This window comes from Enterococcus sp. DIV0901a, assembly GCF_051711525.1.
Classification (GTDB): domain Bacteria; phylum Bacillota; class Bacilli; order Lactobacillales; family Enterococcaceae; genus Enterococcus_B; species Enterococcus_B faecium.
In genome coordinates, this window is record NZ_JBIOMW010000001.1 from 569137 (window position 1) to 589182 (window position 20046).

The window sequence follows — 20046 nt, forward strand, 5'->3', positions numbered from 1 at the left end:
ACAAAAAATATATTAGTAATAATGAGTAACGAATCCTATTAAGGGAAATAGTAATAAGATTTTTTCATCTATATGATCATGGTTAATTGAATTACAAGATATATAATCTTTAACTGTATTTGAGAATATGGATTTGTTTCATGAATGAATTACTGTCAAAAGTAGACACTAGGAGCTAACCTAACAGTAAATTGATTCCCCAAATAACTTCTCTACCTGCTATTTTGGCTACGATATTGGTTACGTTCCCGATGATAGTATCTGCTAATATATACCGTCAGTCTATAGTAATTTGATAAATCAAATATCTCTGCAAAGCCTATTCCTTTCCTCTGATTCCTAAAAGAGTCATTGGAAGGGTCTGGGGGATAAATCATTATACAAAAGTAAATTTTTTACTTATTAACAGACTGTAGAAATATAAAAAAGAACTAAAATTTAACTAAATTATGTGCTATTCTTAAGGAAAGCCAAGTGTACAAGAAAGTTTCTGAGAATGTAATTTTTATAATTAGATGTTTAGGTTGCATACATGGATATAAAAAATAAAACTATAATAAATATGTATTGTATAGTAGATAGTAAAAAATGAATGCTAACGATGAGCAAAAAACACTTGTTTACTTATTGAATTATAGATGATTAGGAGGCAATCTATTGAATAAAAAATATTCTGCTGGTCTAGTTTCTAAACGCTTTTGGTTTTCAGAGTTCAAGTTATATATTCAATTACGACTAGAAGGATATACAGATATAGAAATTAAAGAGAAAAATGAACATGAAAATATTTTTTTGGCAGTGAGCAGTAACCGTCAAAAAGAAATCTATCAGAACGTGAAAAGGAGAGTTAGTCAACTGGATGAAGCTGGATTGCAACTTTTCAATCAGTTAAATATAGATAATCAAAAGTTAGTGAATTTGATTTCCATCCTTATGATTGATGATCTTTTTAGTGAATTTATGACTGAGGTATATGCTGAAAATCTACGTAAAGGAAATTTGCAATTAACACCAGTTGATTACCGTTCTTTTTTTACAGAGAAGCGGAGAAGTTCAGAAGATATTTCAAAATGGAAAGATTATACGATTAAACGGCTTATTGCCGCTTATCAAACGAATCTAATTGAAACAGGATTAGTCAGAGGGGAAAAAGAATACGGACGAATGACCCCGATATTATTAGATAAACGATTGATTCAATGGTTAGTTGACAAGAATCGTAAAGATATTGTACTAGCACTGGGAGGAATTTTATAATGTCATTATCGATTCAAGAGCATTTAGAAAAACTGGACGAAGTAATCCAAAAAGAAGATTTTTTATTGAATCGTGGTTTAGGTAATGAAGTAGGCTATTATATCTTTGACTACGATCCAAAAGACGAGTTAATTGTAAGAGATTATATTAATGATATATCTGGAACATCTGTTGGTGATAATTATGAAGTGAAAGTTTATAATCTCTATGTGATTATGTTAGAGTATTTAGAAAAACGTGGTTTCACTGAAAAAGCGATTAAGATGGAAGAACGACGTGGTTTACAAAAATTAGTGGAAAGCATTGGTCGTTTATTGAAAATGGATTTACCTGAGGAAGAAAATGTATTTTTTGAATATGTGGATACCCACACACCAGAAAAATCAGTTGTGTTCCTGACAGGAATTGGTGAATTGTATCCGTTAATTAGAGCGCACTCCATTTTAAATAAAATGCATCAGGTATTTGATCGCGTACCAGTTGTGATGATGTATCCAGGGGAATATGATGAGTTAAGTTTAACGATTCTTAATACCAATAAAGACGATAATTATTATCGAGCATTTAGAGTTTAGTTGGATTGGAAGGTAGGAGAGTAAATGCTAATTAAAGATATTTTTGCAAAACCAATTGACCGAAATATTCAAGGAGTTATTAAAGTCGGTCAAGCAAAGGATGAAAATGTTCAACAAGAATTAGAAGAATACGTGGTTACGAAAGAATTACAAAAACACTTTAAAACAATTTTTGATGCCTATCAACGAAGTATCAATACGCCAACAGATAAAATGGGTGTTTGGATTCAGGGGTTCTTCGGTTCGGGTAAATCTCATTTCTTAAAAATTATTTCTTACTTGCTCGCAAATCGAGAAATAAATGACAAGAAAGCCATTGATTACTTCAAAGAAGATGGAAAAATCAAAGATCCACTGACTTTGGCAACGATGGAACGGTGCTCACAAATAAATACAGATGTTATTCTATTTAATATTGATTCAAAAAGTGATGCAGGTGGTAAAAAAGATAAAAACGGAATCGTAAATGTTTTTCTAAAAGTATTTAACGAAATGCAAGGATTAAGCACGATTCCACATCTAGCAGATTTTGAACGTCGGTTAATTAAAGAAGAAAAGTTTGATGCATTCAAAGCTGCTTTTGAAGAGATTAATGGGGCAAAATGGCAAGAAGAGCGCCATGAGTTTGATTGGATTCAAGATGATATCAAAGAAGCGGCACTTAAAATCGATTTTATGAGTGAAGCCGCTATTGATAATTTTTTAGAAAAAGCATCAGGAAATTATTTAATAAGCATTGATGATTTTGCCAATCTAGTTAAAAGCTATCTTGATTCCAAAGAAGCAGACCATCATATTGCCTTTCTAGTCGATGAGGTCGGACAATATATCGGCGGTAATCGTGAGTTGACTTTGCAGTTACAAACCGTTGTGGAAGATTTGGGTCGAATTTGTGAAGGTAAGGCTTGGGTATTAGTGACAAGTCAGGAAGCGATTGATCACGTAACAAACTTTGATAACAATTCTGATAATGATTTTTCTAAAATCAAGGATCGTTTTGCCACAACTGTGAGTTTATCTTCAGCAAATGCCGATGAAGTAATTAAAGAACGTATTTTGAAGAAAAAAGAGTCTGCCAATGATTCTTTAGCTTTACAATTTGAAACTGTTCAAACAGAATTGAAAAATAAATTACTCTTTGTTGATAGCCCTGAATTAAAGCTCTTCCAAGATGCTGAAAATTACGCAGAAGTTTATCCATTTATTCCATATCAATTCAATTTATTGGGGCAAATTCTAACCGAGATTCGTAATCACAGCTATCAAGGATCAAACTTATCGTCTGGTGAACGTTCATTACTAGCAATGTTTAAAGAAGCCGCTGAACGAAATAAGGAAAATGATACAACCAGTTTGGTTTCTTTAGATCAGTTTTATTACTCGTTAGAACGTTGGATTGATACAGCAATTAGCCGAGTGATTACACAAGCTACAAATAATTCTCACATTCAAAGGCCAACTGATATAGATGACTTTAACGTGAATGTCTTACGAATTTTATTCATGATTAAATATGTTGATCAAGCCATCAAACCAAATGTTGAAAATATTACGAGCTTGATGATAAGAAATATCAACGAAGACCGCCTAGAAACTAAAAAACGAGTAGAAGAAGCATTGGACCTTTTAATTAAGGAAAACTTTGTGCGGAAGAACTTAGATAGTTATATTTTCCAAACTGATGAAGAACAGGAAATTACTCGTGAGATTAAAAATCAAAATATTACAGATAGTGATTTGATCGTAGAACTATCTAAACGAATTTTTGACGGCGTTCTAGACCGAAATAGTTTTGCCTATGAAAAATTAGGCATGTCAGGTGGAAATAAATTTAAAAACCGGTATACGTTTACTTATGCACAAGTGTTAGATCAACGTCCATACAAGCAAGCTGGAAATGCTGAAATGACAGTTAATTTTATTTCACCATACTCTGATTTAGCAGGTCAAGAGGCAGAACTTGCGCTTAAGAGTTCCCGTAACTTATTATTCGTAGAATTGCCATCAGATAAAGAATTTAAAGATGATATAGCAATGTATGCTAGAATGAATCTTTATTTAACAACGACTTATTCGAGTGTAGTAAAGAACTTTGACGCGATTCGTTCGGAAAAATCTGGTGAATTACAGGAACTAAGTGCAAGTATCAACGATCAATTAAATGAACTGTTGAAATCTGCAAAATTTTTCTATAACGGTGCAGAAATTCAACTGACAGGCTCCGACTTTAAAGCAAAATTCCAATCAGCACTTCAGAAAATGGCTGAAGAAGTATACCATAAATTAAACCAAATTGATGCGCCTAAAGAAAAAGAAGATATCTTATATTTAGTGAAAGAAAGCAAAAATGAAATTATTGAAGATCCATCAAATGAGCAAGCAGTTCAGGAAATTTTCAATTTTATCAATGATCAAAAGAGAAATCACCTAACGATTACGATGAAAACAATTCGTGATCGTTTTGAAACAAAACAACCGTATGGATTCACAGAACTTGATGTGGAATGGTGCATCGCTAAACTTTTCATGTCTGGTAAAATTGATTTACTTTATAACAATGTACAAATTTCACGGATGGATGATCCCAATAGTATTGTAATGATTATTCAAAAACGACGAGAAAGTGAAAAGATAAAAATTGAACCAAGCGCGGTGATTTCGCCAAAAGCAAAAAAATTGGTTGACGAAATCGGTAGAGAACTGTTTCAAAGTCGTAATATTGTTGATGAAAATAACAATGAACATACAATGGAAAATTTCAAGAAACATTTAAAAGGTCAATTAGACAATTTACGCTCTTATTTTGATTTACAAAACACTTATACCTACCCTAGTGCTTATGAATATGAGCAAATAAAAAAATATCTTGAAGTAATTGTTCAAACGTCAGATGTTGAAGACTTTTTTTATACAATCAAAAAATATCGCGATGAATTATTCGACTGGGCTGAAACATATGATAAAATTAAAAATTTCCACAAGCAAAATAGTACTCAGAAAAAAATCTGGGAGAATGCACAAGATAAAATTAGATTAATCGAAAAAAGTCGGCGTCAAACTTCTAGCCAAGAAATTGATCAATTGATTCATGAGATGAAAACCATTTTGAAAAAGGCTGATCCTTATTCAGATATGATGAAACTAAATGAGTTGATTCAAGAATTTATCGAACAATATAACCAACTGTTAGAGTTGGAAAGTCAGGAAATATTAAATAAGCTAACGGAAGAAAAACAAGCAACATTTAAATTATTAGAAGGAAAAGATTTTAAAGATCAATTTGTACCAATAGTTGACCAAGAATTTCAAGAACTGAAAGCAAAAATTGAACAAGCGAATACTATAGATGATCTTGTTTTCTTATCATTAAACGTAGCAGAACAGTATTCGATCTTTAATCAACGTTTCGATAAAGAAGAAAATCGCAGACGTCAAGAAGAACAAGCACGTAAACAAATTGAAGCAGCAAACTTGATTCGTGAAACTGAAAAAGATGAAATAGACTCTGCAGCAGAAGCTGAAGAAATAGCGATAGTAAAACCTACTATTCGACAGAAAACAGTACCAATGAGAACACTTAACGTTCATGTTAAAACTATTAAGTCAGCAGCAGATATTGATGAGTTAACAGCTGAAATTAATCAAAAACTGAAGGAACAACTTCAAGAAAATACAGAAATCACGATTCAATTCTAGTGAAAAGACAGGCATAAAAAGGTGCCTGTCTTTTCAAAGGTTACATATAGAAAGGAAAGAAAAATGGATAAGAAAGCGATAAAGAATTTCGCGGTCAATGCCCGTAGAAAATTAATTGATGAAGTAATGACTAAAGCAAAACGTTTAGGAATTGATGAATCAAAAATTGAAGATGTGAAGAAAATTGATAGCAATTTACAAGAAATCGAAAAATCAGGAATAAGAATTCAAGGAAAAGAAATAGCGCAAAGAAACAAATTGATTGCAGAACTAAAACAACGTGCTTCTGTCACTTCTTATTCAGAAGCTTTTCAAGAGTTAATCGAAGAGGTTGCTTATACGTGGTTTAACCGATTGATTGCCATTCGGTTTATGGAGGTAAATGATTATTTACCTGACACGTATCGTGTATTATCTAGTGAAATAAGTGGGAAAATTGAGCCAGATATTATTACAGATATTTATGATGCCGATATCTTTGAAGAATTATCTAGTAATGAACAGCAACAAGTCAGAACTTGGAAAACAGATAATTCAGCAGAAGCAATGGACAAGCTGTATCAATTGATTTTTATAAAAATCTGTAATCAATTGAATGATTACTTACCTGAGCTATTTGAAGAAGTAGAAGATTATACAGAACTTTTGTTTACAGCTTCTTATATTAAAAAAGATGGCGTAATCGCTGATCTTTTAAGTATTCCAGAGGATGATTTCAATGTTCAAGCTGGTGGACAGGTAGAGATTATTGGGTGGTTGTATCAGTACTATAATAGTGAGCCACATAATAAAGTGGTGAATATTTATAAAGGGATTGTCAAAAAACAAGATATTCCGGCAGCAACTCAACTATTTACCACAGATTGGGTCGTTCGTTATATGGTTGACAATAGTTTAGGAAAGTATTGGTTAGATCGTTATCCCAATAGTGAATTAAGAAATAAGTTGAAATACTTAATTCCTGATAAATATGCTTTTAAACAAGCAACATCTGTAAGTAATTTAAAACCAGAAGAACTAAAAATTATCGATAACGCAATGGGGTCTGGGCATATTTTAGTTTACGCCTTCGATGTATTGATGGAAATTTATCTTACGTTAGGATATTCTGAGCGTGATGCTGCACGTGCAATCGTTGAATACAATTTATATGGACTTGAGATCGATAAGAGAGCGTATCAGTTGTCTTATTTTGCAATTATGATGAAAGGGCGTCAATACGATCGTCTTTTTTTGAAAAAAAGTCTATCGCCGAATTTAAGAGAGTTTATTGATTCTCCTAAAGTGACAGACGAGTATCAAGAGCGTATTAGTGAATTGAACAATGATAAGGATAGTGAACGCTGGAATGAATACAAAGAGTTAATTTTTGATCAATTTGAAAATGGGAAAGAACTTGGATCAATCATTAAGTTAGTCGATAAAAATAATCAGGCAATAACTAAAGAATACTTAGGAAAAGTAAGAGAGTATATATCAAAATTCAATGAATTTACGAATATGGATATTCTTTATGGGATGAAGGAAATACAAGAAAAATACTTGCACATTCTTGACGTGGCTGAAATGCTAGTTGATAAATATGTAGCGGTAGTCACTAATCCGCCTTATCTTAATAAAATGGATAAGAAATTAAAAAAATATGTAAATGATAACTATTCTGATGTCAAAAAAGATCTATTTTCTGTGTTTATTAAATTGAATAGCCAAATGCTGATTGATAATGGATATGCTTCCTTTATGACGCCATTTGTTTGGATGTTCATTTCTAGCTATGAAAAGTTACGCTCATTTTTAATTAATGAAAGAAACATTTCTAGTTTGATTCAAATGGAGTATTCAGCTTTTGAAGAAGCAACCGTTCCAATTTGTACGTTTACGATAAAAAATTCAAATGAACAAGAGGGAAGCTATATCAAATTATCAGATTTTAAAGGTGGAATGGAAGTTCAAAAAGTTAAGACGCTAGAAGCTATTCATCAGCATTGTGAATGCGATTATTTTTATAGTACTAATCAAAGCAACTTCAAAAAAATTCCTGGAATGCCGATTGCTTACTGGGCAAGCAAATCAATTATCACTGCTTTTGAAAAAGGAAAACCAATTTCTGATTATGTAACACCTAAGCAAGGATTAGCTACAGCTGATAATGATAAATTTTTACGTTTATGGTGGGAGGTAGATATAAATAAAATAAAGTTTGATGCTAAAACATTAGAGGATGCTAAAAATTCTAGGAAGAAGTGGTTCCCTTACAATAAGGGAGGATCTTTTCGTCGATGGTATGGAAATTATGACTACATTGTTAATTGGGAAAATGACGGTCAAGAAATTAGAAATTTTGTCGATAATAATGGAAAAGTTAGGTCTAGGCCTCAAAACACAGAGTTTTATTTTAAAGAATCTATAACATGGTCCGATGTAACAAGTGGTGCCTTTTCGATGCGTTATAGACCTAGTGGGAGTATTTTTGATTCAACAGGACACTCTGCTTTTACAGAAAATAAAAGTGATCAACTATATTTGCTTGGATTGTTAAATAGTCCAATCGCGAATTATATTTTTAATATTTTAAACCCAACGATCCATATGCACATTGGATATGTTTCTCTTTTTCCAACAATAATAAACGAAAATATCAGAAAAAAAGTCACAGAATTAGTAGAAGAAGCAATAAGATTAAGTAAAAATGATTGGATTGATAATGAACAAGGTTGGTATACTTTTAGAAAAAATTCATTACTTGGATATTTTAAAACAATAGAGAATTCCATCCAGATAAGGAATGAAACGTTAATAACAAATATTTCACGTATGAGGGATATAGAAAGAGAAATTAATACTCATTTTATATCTTCTTATGGAATGGATAAAGAGTTATCAATAGAAATTGAACATCAACCACTTTCATTAAAAATAGTAAATAATAAAAGGGAAATTAAGGATTTTATTTCTTATTCAATAGGTTGTATCTTCGGTCGCTACTCCCTAGACGAAGATGGTCTCATCTTCGCTGGCGGCGAATGGGATCCTTCTCGTTATCAAAAATTTAAACCTGATACTGATAATGTTTTACTCATCACCGATGATGAGTATTTCAAAGATAGCCAAATTGACATTGTCAATCGCTTTATTGATTTTGTTGAGGTGACTTTTGGTGAAGATACTCTAGAAGAAAACTTACAATTCATTGCTGATACTTTAGGTGGAAAAGGAGAGCCAAAGGAAATCATACGTCGCTATTTTTTGAAAGATTTTTACAAAGACCATTTAAAAACATACTCCAATCGACCAATTTATTGGCAATTGGACTCAGGAAAACAAAATGGCTTTAAAGCGTTAATGTACTTGCATCGCTATACACCAGATCAATTAGGAAAAGTACGTACTGAATACCTACACGAACTACAAAAAGCGTATGACAATCGAATCGAATTGCGTCAGCAGCAAATTTCAACAAGTGATAACCAAAAAAAAATAAATGTAATGACAAAAGAAATTGCAAAGATTCAGAAGCAATTAAAAGAAGTTCGTGAGTATGACGAGAAGTTGGGTCACTTAGCATTAAAACGAATTGAATTAGACCTAGATGATGGTGTGATTGTCAATTATGATAAGTTGCAGCGTGATCCTAAAACCGGCGAGAAATTCCAAATTCTGACAAAAGGGGTCAAAGAACCTAAAAAATAGTTATTTGAGAAAGTTGTTTTCTAACAACTTTCTTTTTTATTCTTAAATTGCGTGCGAAATTATCCAAATTATGTCAATATAAGGGGTATAGAAAGAGAACGATTAGGTGAGATTGATGACAGATATAAATATGCAACAAATTGAAGAAAAATTAAATCAACGTTTTCCTAATTATGGACGTAGGAGAATCATTTTTTGGTTTGATTCAAATCAGGATTTTCTTGAAGAAATTGACTCATTGGTCATTCAAAATGCAAAAATCTATCGATTAGAAAAGGACGCACAATTTAAAACTAAGCGTTTATTGGAATATGAAGATCCCGAAACTAACTATTTAATCTATGCACCATTTCCTCGCTGGGATGATAAAGATGAAGATAATCATTTGTTGAGTGTATTGAATTATTCAGAGGAATTTAGTGCAGACCGCTTAGCGATTATCATGAATGAATTGGCTATTCCACTTAGATTTCATCAGACAGTTAAACAGTATCGTAATTTCTTTAATGCAAAGGATCGCATGAGAAGTTTTGGTGAATTTAGTACGCATATGACAATTAATAAATCGGAAACGATTGAATTAATGATAATGGCTGTTTTGTTGAAATCGAAAAGTATTCGATTAAATGACTTACTGCGTGTAGTTCTAAAAAGCTTTACAGAAAGTAGGGAGAATCCTTTAAAGGAACTTGATAAGTATCAGTTAACAGCTAAATTTTGGGAATTTATTCAAATAAAATTTGGCTTTACGGATAGCCAGCCTACATTGGAAAAGCTGACGATGTGTCTTTATTTGAACTATTTTTATTATCAAATTGATCAAGAGATGCCGAAGAAGTTCAAAGGATTTGAAATACTCCATCTGAAAGCAAACATTATTACTTTCATGGATCAGTTTATGAATGATACACGTTACGTGGAAAGCTTTGAACAGCTATCTAAAAAAGTATATCAGACTATTGATGGTGATGGATTATTAGACAGTATAGAAATTGATGATTTAATTGAAGCAGACGTATTTTCTGAGATTCATGCAAAAATATTAATGTTTTATGCAGAACGATTAAAGGCTTCTGACACTACAACGAAAATTGCAGGACAAACAATTTTTGATAGTTTAAAGCAGCGCGAAAAAATGCATTTCGCATCGGATTATATTTACGAGTATCAATTATTGAAACATGCTTATTATCTTGTGGATAAAAACAGATTATGCTTGCCGATGAACATGGATAATTTGCTAACTCAATATGAGAAGGAAATGTATTGGATTGATACGCATTATCGGAAATTTATTTGGAATAGTGATCATATAGAAGAAAAGCAAAAATATGACCAATTGTATCGATTAGTTGAAGCAAATTATTCGAAGTTTCTTGATCAATCAGGACAAATTTGGAATCAAACTTTTGAATTTAAGAATCGTCCATCCATTCGGAAATTTTATAATCAAGCCGTAATGAAACGCTCTGTTAAAACTGTAGTTATTATTTCAGATGCTTTTCGATATGAGTTAGGGATGAATTTAGAACGTAAGTTAGTTAGAGAAAAGAAGTATTCAACAAATATGGCTAGCTTTCTTTCTGTATTACCTTCAGTTACTGAATTCGGTAAAGCCGCCTTATTACCAAACAATCAACTAACTTACAATGAAGGAACAGAAGTACTGGTTGATGGGAAAAAAACGAATGGTTTATCCAATCGAAATGCGATTCTCCAGCAACGAGATGCAAATGCTGTAGCTTTAAATTATGATGATGTGGTTAAGATGAATAAGGCTGAGATACGAGAAGTATTTAATGGCAAATCAGTCATTTATATTTATCACGATCAAGTGGATAGAACAGGTGATCACTCGAATGAAAATCGAGTTTTTGATGCCTGTGATTTAGCGATAAGCGAAATTTCCCGACTTATTAATCGCTTGCATAATGATGGAAGTATCTATCGTTTTATAGTTACGGCTGATCATGGATTTATTTATAAAAGAAGCCACGTTGAAGAAGTAGATAAGATTGAAAATCCATCTAGAAATGAAAAAGATCGTGTAGAACGTCGTTTTATTCTTAGTGAAGAAGAATACGAAATAATTGGTACGAAAAATTACTCTTTGGGAGATTCTTTAGGAAATGATGACACTAGAAACATTTGTGTCCCGGTTACTTCAAGTATTTTTAAGAAAGCTGGCGGGGGACAAAACTACGTTCATGGAGGGTCATCTATTCAAGAAATGCTAGTCCCTATTCTAGAAATTACGGTAGCCAAAGGTAGCAATGCAAAGGAACCAGTAGCAATTGAATTAATGACTAGCAACCGCAGAATTACAGGATTATCAACCACGTTAGAATTCTATCAAAAAAATGCAATTAGTGATGTTTATGACCCAGTATCTTTCTGGCTTTATTTTGAAGATGAACATGGTGAACGTATCTCAAATGAAGAAATCTATGTTGCGGATTCAAAAGCAGAAGATGCGAATCAGCGGTTTACTAAATTTGTTTTTGAATTTGTAAATCGTCGATATACAGTTGAAGATACTTATTATTTAGTGATAAAAAATCAAAAAAATGATTTGACCGAGCGAATAAAATTCATTATAGATAATCCTTTTGCAGAATCATTTGATTTTGATATATAAAAACGAGGGAGCTGTGACAAAAGTCTTGTCGCAGCTCCTTTTTCCGAATAAACGGTGTTCCAGAAGTAGCTTCTTCGGAAATTTCACAAAAATTTGAGAAGCAATTTTCGTAAATTCTTTCTTATTTCTTGAAGCTGCCCACTTCTTTCACAACCTCTTTTTATTTTGTATTATCAAGCCTACTGGTTAAATATGATATACTTTAATTGCTATTATAATGACTGAACACATGGAGGAATTCTAGTGGAACAACAGGAAATTTTAAAGTTATCTGAATTCTTTCCCGGAAAGATTGTCAGAAAAGATTTAACAAAGAAAATTAAAGAAGGTGCGAATGTCCCTGTTTATGTATTGGAATATTTACTTGGTATGTATGCCTCATCATTGGATGAAACATTGGTTGAAAAAGGTGTAGAAAATGTTAAAAATATTCTTGCTCGAAACTATGTGCGTCCTGATGAAGCAGAAAAAGTAAAAGCTAAAATTCGTGAATTGGGCGGCTATACAGTTATTGATAAAGTAACTGTACATTTAAATGAAAAGAAAGATTGCTATGAAGCAGAATTCTCTAACCTCGGATTAAAAAACGTTCAAATTAGTGAAGAATATCCGAAAAAATTTGATCGATTATTAGGTGGGGGAATCTGGTGTATTGTTTCGATGGAATATTGGTATGACGAGAATGATCGTTGGAATAGCCCTTTTATTGCAAAAAAGGTTGATCCAATCCAAATGCCTGGTTTAGACATTGAGGCTTACAAGATGGCTCGCAAAGAGTTTACTACAGATGAATGGATTGACTTACTTTTACGGTCCATTGGTATGGAACCTACACAATTTAATAAAAGGGTAAAATGGCTTCATTTAGCAAGACTTATTCCATTAATTGAAAATAATTTTAATCTCTGTGAACTAGGGCCGCGTGGTACAGGTAAATCGCATGTATATAAAGAAATTTCACCAAACTCAATCCTTGTTTCCGGTGGTCAAACAACAGTAGCAAACCTTTTCTATAATATGGCTAGTCGTACAATGGGACTTGTAGGTATGTGGGACTGTGTTGCTTTTGACGAAGTTGCTGGGATTAAATTTAAGGATAATGATGGCGTTCAAATCATGAAAGATTACATGGCTTCAGGATCTTTTGCTAGAGGAAAAGAAGAAAAGAATGCTTCAGCATCAATGGCTTTTGTAGGAAATATTAACCAAAGCGTGGATGTAATATTGAAAACTTCGAATTTATTTGAGCCATTTCCGGAGGTTATGGGGACAGATTCAGCCTTTTTGGATCGGATGCATTGTTACTTACCAGGTTGGGAAATTCCTAAATATCGACCAGATTTTTTTACAAATGACTATGGCTTCATTACAGATTATTTTTCTGAAGTCATGCGGGAACTTCGAAAAGTTAGTTTTGGGGATAGTTTTGATAAATATTTCAAACTTGGCTCCCAATTAAATCAGCGGGATACTATTGCAGTTCGTCGGATTGTATCTGGGATGATGAAACTATTGTATCCTGATGGTAGATTTGAAAAAATTGATGTCGAAGAAGTCTTGCGATTTGCACTTGAAATGCGTCGTCGTGTAAAAGAACAATTAAAGAAAATTGGTGGAATGGAATTTTATGATGTCAATTTTTCATACATTGATTTAGAAGAAGAGCGAGAAGAGTATGTTTCTGTTCCTGAACAAGGTGGAGGAACATTGATTCCTGAGGGATTAGGTAAACCAGGACATTTATACACGGTCTCTTATGGAAAAACTGGGCAATTAGGTACCTATAAATTGGAAACACAAATGACTTCGGGAAATGGAAAGTTTGAACGTACAGGGATCAATTCAGATGCTGGAGCAAGAGAAGCAATGGATTCGGCATATCGATACTTAAGAGCCAATTATGGAAGTGTTAGCCAGTCTATTAGTTTGACGACAAAAGACTTTGTCGTACATGTCCAAGATATGAATGGCATTGGTATGACAAAAACATTATCATTACCAACTATAATAGCTTTATGTTCAGTTTCCTTAAACAAACCTGTATTACCAAGTTTAGTTATTTTAGGTGATATTACAATTGGTGGATCTATGATTAAGGTAGATAATTTAGCTAACTGTTTACAAGTAGCAAAAGATGCCGGAGCGAAAAAAGTACTTGTACCTATGATAAGCGCTGCTGATATTGGAACTGTACCCCCAGAATTAATGGGTACCTTTAATTTGATTTTTTATCAAACGCCGGAAGATGCTGTCTTTAAAGCCCTTGGGGTGGAATAGACAACTTTTTATTAAGCTAATATCTTCAGAAAATTAATCAATGAACTTAACTTCATAGTTTAAACAGAAAAAATTAATTGCTTAAATAACTTTTCCATTTGCTGGTTTGACTACGTACCAATCTATATTACTTATTAGATTAGTCGTTAATCTATTCGGATCGAATGGGCAAAATATTTTTGTGTATGTCCGTCCTTGATTATGATTCCAAAAAGAATCATTGGGTGGCTGTGGCGTAAATATTATATTATAAGCCAGAAATACCTATATCTAGTTATTTCTGGCTTTTTTGATAGAAAAAGGACAGAAGAATAATACAAATAGCCTAATACTAGAATAGTTAGTCATTTTTTTTACCTATCATTCTGAACTTTTTTATTTAGGAACTTTCATCTCAAAGCTTTTTCAATTAATTTGTACCCTTGTTTTTTTTGATAAGATCATGTGCATTGTTCTATCTCTACGTTCATCTCCTACTTAATGCCTATCTGGCTCCTGAGGGGTTCTTTTTAAGGCGTCGTCATAGTCTTGGCTGAGGATTTCTTGGTAATCTGAGGGAATGGCTTCCCAAGAGAGCAGGCGAACGTTCATGACGTGTTTTCCTTTGTGTTTGATTACAGCATGGTTTTTCTCTTTTTCTACCTCTCCAGCGTGAAAAGACAGCCATGTACCATGGCCAAAGATATCATTACATACCCAATGTTCGATGGAATTTTCCACGTATCCTACAGGGAGTGTGGTATAGCCGATTTGTGGTTTCAAAAAAGGATTGAATCGATCAATCGTTTCATTTTTGTATTGATAATTGATAAGAAAAAGATAGACCAAACAAAAGACGAGCAGAAAGAAAGATAGTGTCTTTTTGAGTGAGAAGGGTTGTTTTGATGAATAAGATTTCTTGATAACAAGAGGTTCGTCTGGCAATGTTGGTTCTATTGATTCGGTAGCTGATTCAATAGAAGGAAAATCAATCAGCAGACCTAAAGTCTGATGTAAAAGTGACAGCATTTCAAGGTCTGGCATTGTACGAGAATTTTCCCAACTAGAAATCGTTTTATCGGAAACACCAATTTTTTCGCCTAATTCTTTTTGCGTAAGGTTACAATTTCTGCGGTAAGTTCGTATTTTTTCTCCGATGTTCATCTTCTTCTCCTTTCGATTCTACAGTATATAGATTTATTCTACATGACCTATACACTTGATAGATACGTTTTTTTGATGAAAAACGGTATGATTTTATCAAAGAATCATTTAAGTAAGGGAGAGTGGTGATAATCAAAAAAAAGTTCACAGTTTTACTCACAATCATAGTGACCGGTATCATGAGTGGTTTTGCCTTGGTTAGTATAAATAAACAGGTACTCTATCGGACAAATGAATTTTTCCATCAAACAGATACTTATACTCCGATTCGATTGCCACAACATTTTATTGGGCAAGAAGAATATGAGCAGCTAATCATGGTATTTGAAAATGTCTCATCAGAAACTGAGCTTTCTTATATGAAAAAAACAGTAAATGAATCCAATGAAGTAGATACATCTTGGAACTTCAAGATACAGCCAAAGCTTGAAATGACATTGTATTATCAAGGGGATGTCAAATCTTCTCACGAGAAGGTACCCTATTCTAATACCTCCTTTCGCGTAACGTCCATTGAAGAATCGATCAAAATAAAAGATTTTGAAGGTGAATTTTTCTTGATGACGAGAGAAAAAGAAGAATATGAACGGTTCATTTCACTATTCACTGAACGATTCAATCAAGCATTTCACACTGATTATGCGACTAATATTTTTGAAGACTTTGAAAATAGCTATTCGTATTCGGTTATTTCAAGTACAGACGTATATAATTATCGAGTGTATTTAACTATTGGATTGATTCTTTTATTCCTTTTGTTATCATCCTTTTTCTTATTGATGAATAAAGAAATCAGTTTATTGTTGAATAATGGCTTTTCATTACATCAAGTATTGTGGTGTTTATTGGGGAAAAAGAAAATCATTATTACATTCATAATTGCAGGAATCATTGGTGGTTTTATTTTTATGTATTATAAGGAGCAATTTCTTTATTTGTTCCAGATGTACGTTTTCTTGTTCAGCGGAATATATGGTATTTCTTTGATTTCTCTTTTATTAGTTGAAAAAATCGCTTCGTTAAGAGAAGCGTTCAACTATATCCAATACATTCTTTTTACATTTGGATTGTTGTTTTCTCTTCTTTTGACCGTTGCCAATGTCGAATTAGCAACTATTGTTTTTTCTTCTTCACAGTTAGCTGTTTCCCATGAACCTCCAAAAGAAATCGCTGATGAAGACTATTATGTGTTTTATCCAGTAACCATCGGGAAAAACCACGTGGATTTTATTTATTCCAATCGTTTTGCATCAGCAGCAGATCAGGAATTATATGAAACTTTGAATAAAAACGGAAGTATATTAGTCAATGTATCAGATTACTTGAATGAAGATAACGAACAGTTTGGCAGAGGGATAAAAATAAATCTGAATTATCTTAAGAAATTTCCTTTGATTGATGTCTCTGGAAGGATGATCCAAATAACCGAAGAAGAAACGCACCCTGTTATATTGATCCCTGAACGATATAGACATACAGATTTAAAAAATGACCTGGCGCAAATAACAGAATATTATCAAGAAATCAGTGAAAAAGAACCGGAATTTCTATTTATAAAAAACAATCAACCCATTTATACATTTATTCCTTCTATCCCCTGGATCGAACATTATCCGGTTGTTGAAATACTGACATTGAAAAACAGTACGTATTGGGAAAGGAATATTCTCAGCGGAGAAATCTATCCACCGTTAAAGATCAAGATAGGCTCTTTGTCGAAAGAAAGGTTATTTGAGCTGATTGAAGAAAGTCAGTTACGTGATAACTTGCAGTTATCATTTCCGTATACTCAGACTGAAGAGATAGCTGTCAAAGTGTTAAGCAGATCATTTCATTACTTGATACAGATATGTTTTCTCACTTTCTTTTCTTTCTTCTTGTTGAGCTACGTCATGTTATGCATATATTTTGTCTACAATTGTCGGAAAATCGCTATCTTTCGTTCAAGTGGTTATTCGCTCTTTGAAACGTATAAAGATTTCTTCATGATGAATCTCATCAAATGGGGGACGACAAGTGTAATCTTCCTTTTTCTTATAGAAAGAGAGCCTAAATATCTTTTTAATATTTTTTTCTTTAGTTTCATTGATTTTATTCTTTCAGTTGTTTTTATTTTGTCTACAGAAAAGAAAAGTCAGTTATTGTTGATGAATGGAGGTTAACAATTGGAGCCGTTGATAGTGATAAAAGGTGCGAAAAAAATCATTCGAAACAAAACGATTCTTCATTTGGATCGTTTCATTGCGGATGCTGGGGATCTTGTGACTGTTGTTGGAGAAAGTGGAGCAGGTAAAAGTACGTTATTGAATATATTAGGATTGAATGATCGGTTCAGTTCAGGACAATTCTATTTGTTCGATCAAGAGACGAAACAATTAACTGGAAGAGAGAAGCGCTTGATAAAAAGAAATACCATATCTTTTCTTTTTCAAGATTTTGGGTTGATTGAATATGAAACAATCGATTTTAATTTAGATATTGGATTGAAGTTTTCGAATTTAAATGTTTCAGATAAGCGAACAGCAAAGTATGAGGCATTGAAAAAAGTAAATATAAACAAGAAACTAAGTACGCCTATCTACACATTATCTGGTGGTGAGAAGCAAAGAATCGCCTGTGCGAGAGTCTTATTGAAGAATAGCAAAATCATTTTAGCCGATGAACCAACTGGATCATTAGATAAACGAAATAAGGAGCAAGTCGTTGAAATCTTATCGCAACAGGCTTCTCAAGGTACGTTAGTTATCGTGGTCACGCATGATCCATATCTGACCAAAATAGGAAACAAGAAGATCATGCTTTAGAAAACAAATGAAAAATCAAATTTTTTTCAATAAAAACAACAAAAAAATGTCTGGAAAATCGAACATAAAAGTGTCTGATTTGAATATCCCAACAGCGGAAGAAGAAAAACAAAATCGATAACATTTGTTCTAAGAATTAGTTACGTTAAATACGGAACGCAAGATAGACTTGAAAAACGGTAACAAAAGAAGTAGTATATTAAGGTGTGATGTGCTACTTGACATTTATTCTGCTGAGCGAACTTTCTGGATTGTGTAGCCTTATATCTATTCAGGACGTATCGAGCAGATTAGTAAAGGTGTTCTTGATGATTTTCATCTTGAACACCTTTGTTTTTAGCAATTCGCAAAAAACGAAAAGTAGGAGAAATGATAAATGAAAAAAAGATTTTTAGCACTTGCCATCGTACTAGGCGCTGGCTTATTGTCAGGCTGTACGAATGCCGGTGAAAAAACAGCCGTTAGTTATAAAGGCGGTACAATCAGCGAACAAGAAGTAATGGATAGCTTGAAAAAAATGCAAGGAGCAGATTCCGCTGTGCAACAGTTGATCGTTTATCAAGTATTTGAAGATAAATATGGAGATGACGTATCAACCAAAGAAATCGATTCCCAATATGATCAAACAAAGAAACAATTGGGTGATTCATTTGATTCACAATTGAAATCTGCAGGTTACACAGAACAAACATTCAAAGACAGTATCAAACAAAGCTTAGCCTTCCAAGAAGGTCTAAAGAAACATATCAAATTGACCGATGAAGATTTAAAAACGGCTTGGGAATCTTTCCATCCAGAAGTGGAAGCTCAAATTATCCAAGTAGCAAGTGAAGATGATGCAAAAGATGTGAAGAAAGCTGCTGATAAGGGAGACGATTTCTCTAAATTAGCCAAAGACAAGTCAACTGATACTACGACAAAAGAAGATGGCGGAAAAGTGAAGTTTGATTCAACTACTGCAACGATTCCGGCAGAAGTCAAAGAAGCAGCCTTTAAGTTGAAAGATGGTCAAGTTTCTGATGTGATCACTTCTACCAATGCTTCAACTTATACTACGGAATATTATGTGGTTAAAATGGTGAAAAACCAAAACAAAGGCAACGACATGGATAAATACAAAAAAGAATTGAAAGAAATTGCAACAGACACAAAATTAAGTGACAGTACCTTCCAGAATAAAGTAATTGGCGAAGTATTGAAAGACGCTAATGTAAAAATCAAAGACAAAGACTTTGAAAATGTTTTGAGTACATTCACTTCAGATTCTAGTACAGCAAGTAGTAAATAAGCGGTATAAATAAAAAATATGAACTATTTAAATCAATAAAACTGTTCATCTAAATCTTTTTATTAGAACTAAATCAACAGTAGTTTAATTACTACTTGATTTAGTTCTTTTTATTTTAAAAATTTTTTTTACTTAGAATCCAGCGACCCTAGATATTTTTCTGTATAATCTTAAATAAAGAAAACAATATCAAAAAATGCACGTAGAAGTAGATAAATGGAGTGGTTTTGCAAATTTCTTTTATTTCTAGAAGTTATTCACGTATACGGATTTGTTTTTCTCACAAATAAAAAGGCAGGAAGTACAATGGATCATTTGTATATAAAATATATTCATCAATTTTCCGTTTTGGTGTTAGGCACACTAATTATAGCGGGGATTGTCGCATTTATTATTCAAGGTCGTGACATATTAACAGTACATCAAGAGTTTTTCAGTTATGCATTTGGTATTCCTCTGATCGCTATAAGGTCTGATAACAAAAAGTGGAAGAAACGCTATTACATTTTCTTGCTATTTTTGTGTTTTTATCTGCCACCTAAAATTTTTACTTTATTAGGTATACAATGCCTATCATTTTCTTTTATTTCCTATATCATTGTTTTAATTTTCCTCAGTTTCATAGTATGGGTGTTTTATCTTGTCAAAAAATAAATGAATGTTTCATGAACAGTACTT

Annotated in this window: 11 protein-coding genes; 10 read left to right on the forward strand and 1 reads right to left on the reverse strand. The window is 32.8% G+C overall.

The window, feature by feature from the left end:
• Window positions 1–657 precede the first annotated feature (657 nt).
• From IGL70_RS02700 to brxL, 6 genes are all read left to right on the forward strand, one after another.
• Window positions 658–1257 (forward strand): DUF1819 family protein, encoded by a 600-nt coding sequence (locus IGL70_RS02700; protein WP_002327399.1) that lies wholly within the window; start codon window positions 658–660, stop codon window positions 1255–1257.
• Entirely contained in the window at window positions 1257–1832 is a 576-nt protein-coding gene (locus IGL70_RS02705) for a DUF1788 domain-containing protein (RefSeq protein ID WP_104873725.1), read from the forward strand. The genes IGL70_RS02700 and IGL70_RS02705 overlap by 1 nt, the downstream gene beginning before the upstream one ends.
• A 24-nt stretch (window positions 1833–1856) precedes the next feature.
• A complete protein-coding gene (brxC, locus tag IGL70_RS02710; protein ID WP_096573229.1) occupies window positions 1857–5528 on the forward strand; it encodes a BREX system P-loop protein BrxC in 3672 nt (1223 codons plus the stop codon).
• 63 nt (window positions 5529–5591) lie between these two features.
• Window positions 5592–9218 carry a BREX-1 system adenine-specific DNA-methyltransferase PglX gene (gene pglX / locus IGL70_RS02715; RefSeq protein WP_104873724.1) on the forward strand — a complete coding sequence of 1209 codons (3627 nt, stop codon included), beginning with the start codon at window positions 5592–5594 and terminating at the stop codon, window positions 9216–9218.
• A gap of 115 nt (window positions 9219–9333) precedes the next feature.
• A complete protein-coding gene (gene pglZ / locus IGL70_RS02720; protein ID WP_104873723.1) occupies window positions 9334–11856 on the forward strand; it encodes a BREX-1 system phosphatase PglZ type A in 2523 nt (840 codons plus the stop codon).
• A 243-nt stretch (window positions 11857–12099) separates the two neighbouring features.
• On the forward strand, window positions 12100–14133 hold the full coding sequence (gene brxL, locus IGL70_RS02725; RefSeq protein WP_104873722.1) for a protease Lon-related BREX system protein BrxL: 2034 nt from the start codon (window positions 12100–12102) through the stop codon (window positions 14131–14133).
• A 477-nt stretch (window positions 14134–14610) separates the two neighbouring features.
• Here the strand turns inward: brxL and IGL70_RS02730 are convergent, their stop codons facing one another.
• Complete coding sequence (locus IGL70_RS02730) at window positions 14611–15276, reverse strand: helix-turn-helix domain-containing protein (RefSeq protein ID WP_104873721.1); 666 nt, start codon at window positions 15274–15276, stop codon at window positions 14611–14613.
• A 125-nt stretch (window positions 15277–15401) separates the two neighbouring features.
• Between IGL70_RS02730 and IGL70_RS02735 the strand changes: the two genes are divergently transcribed.
• The 4 genes from IGL70_RS02735 to IGL70_RS02750 all read left to right on the forward strand — a co-directional run bounded on the left by IGL70_RS02735 (window position 15402) and on the right by IGL70_RS02750 (window position 20022).
• On the forward strand, window positions 15402–17438 hold the full coding sequence (locus tag IGL70_RS02735; protein WP_061605278.1) for a DUF1430 domain-containing protein: 2037 nt from the start codon (window positions 15402–15404) through the stop codon (window positions 17436–17438).
• Between the two features lie 3 nt (window positions 17439–17441).
• Window positions 17442–18080, forward strand: a complete 639-nt coding sequence (locus IGL70_RS02740; protein WP_002327390.1) for an ABC transporter ATP-binding protein — start codon at window positions 17442–17444, stop codon at window positions 18078–18080.
• A 376-nt stretch (window positions 18081–18456) separates the two neighbouring features.
• Window positions 18457–19368 carry a peptidylprolyl isomerase gene (locus IGL70_RS02745; protein WP_104873720.1) on the forward strand — a complete coding sequence of 304 codons (912 nt, stop codon included), beginning with the start codon at window positions 18457–18459 and terminating at the stop codon, window positions 19366–19368.
• A gap of 216 nt (window positions 19369–19584) precedes the next feature.
• Window positions 19585–20022: a hypothetical protein gene (locus IGL70_RS02750; RefSeq protein WP_002336024.1), complete on the forward strand. Its 438-nt coding sequence runs from the start codon at window positions 19585–19587 to the stop codon at window positions 20020–20022.
• Window positions 20023–20046 lie beyond the last annotated feature (24 nt).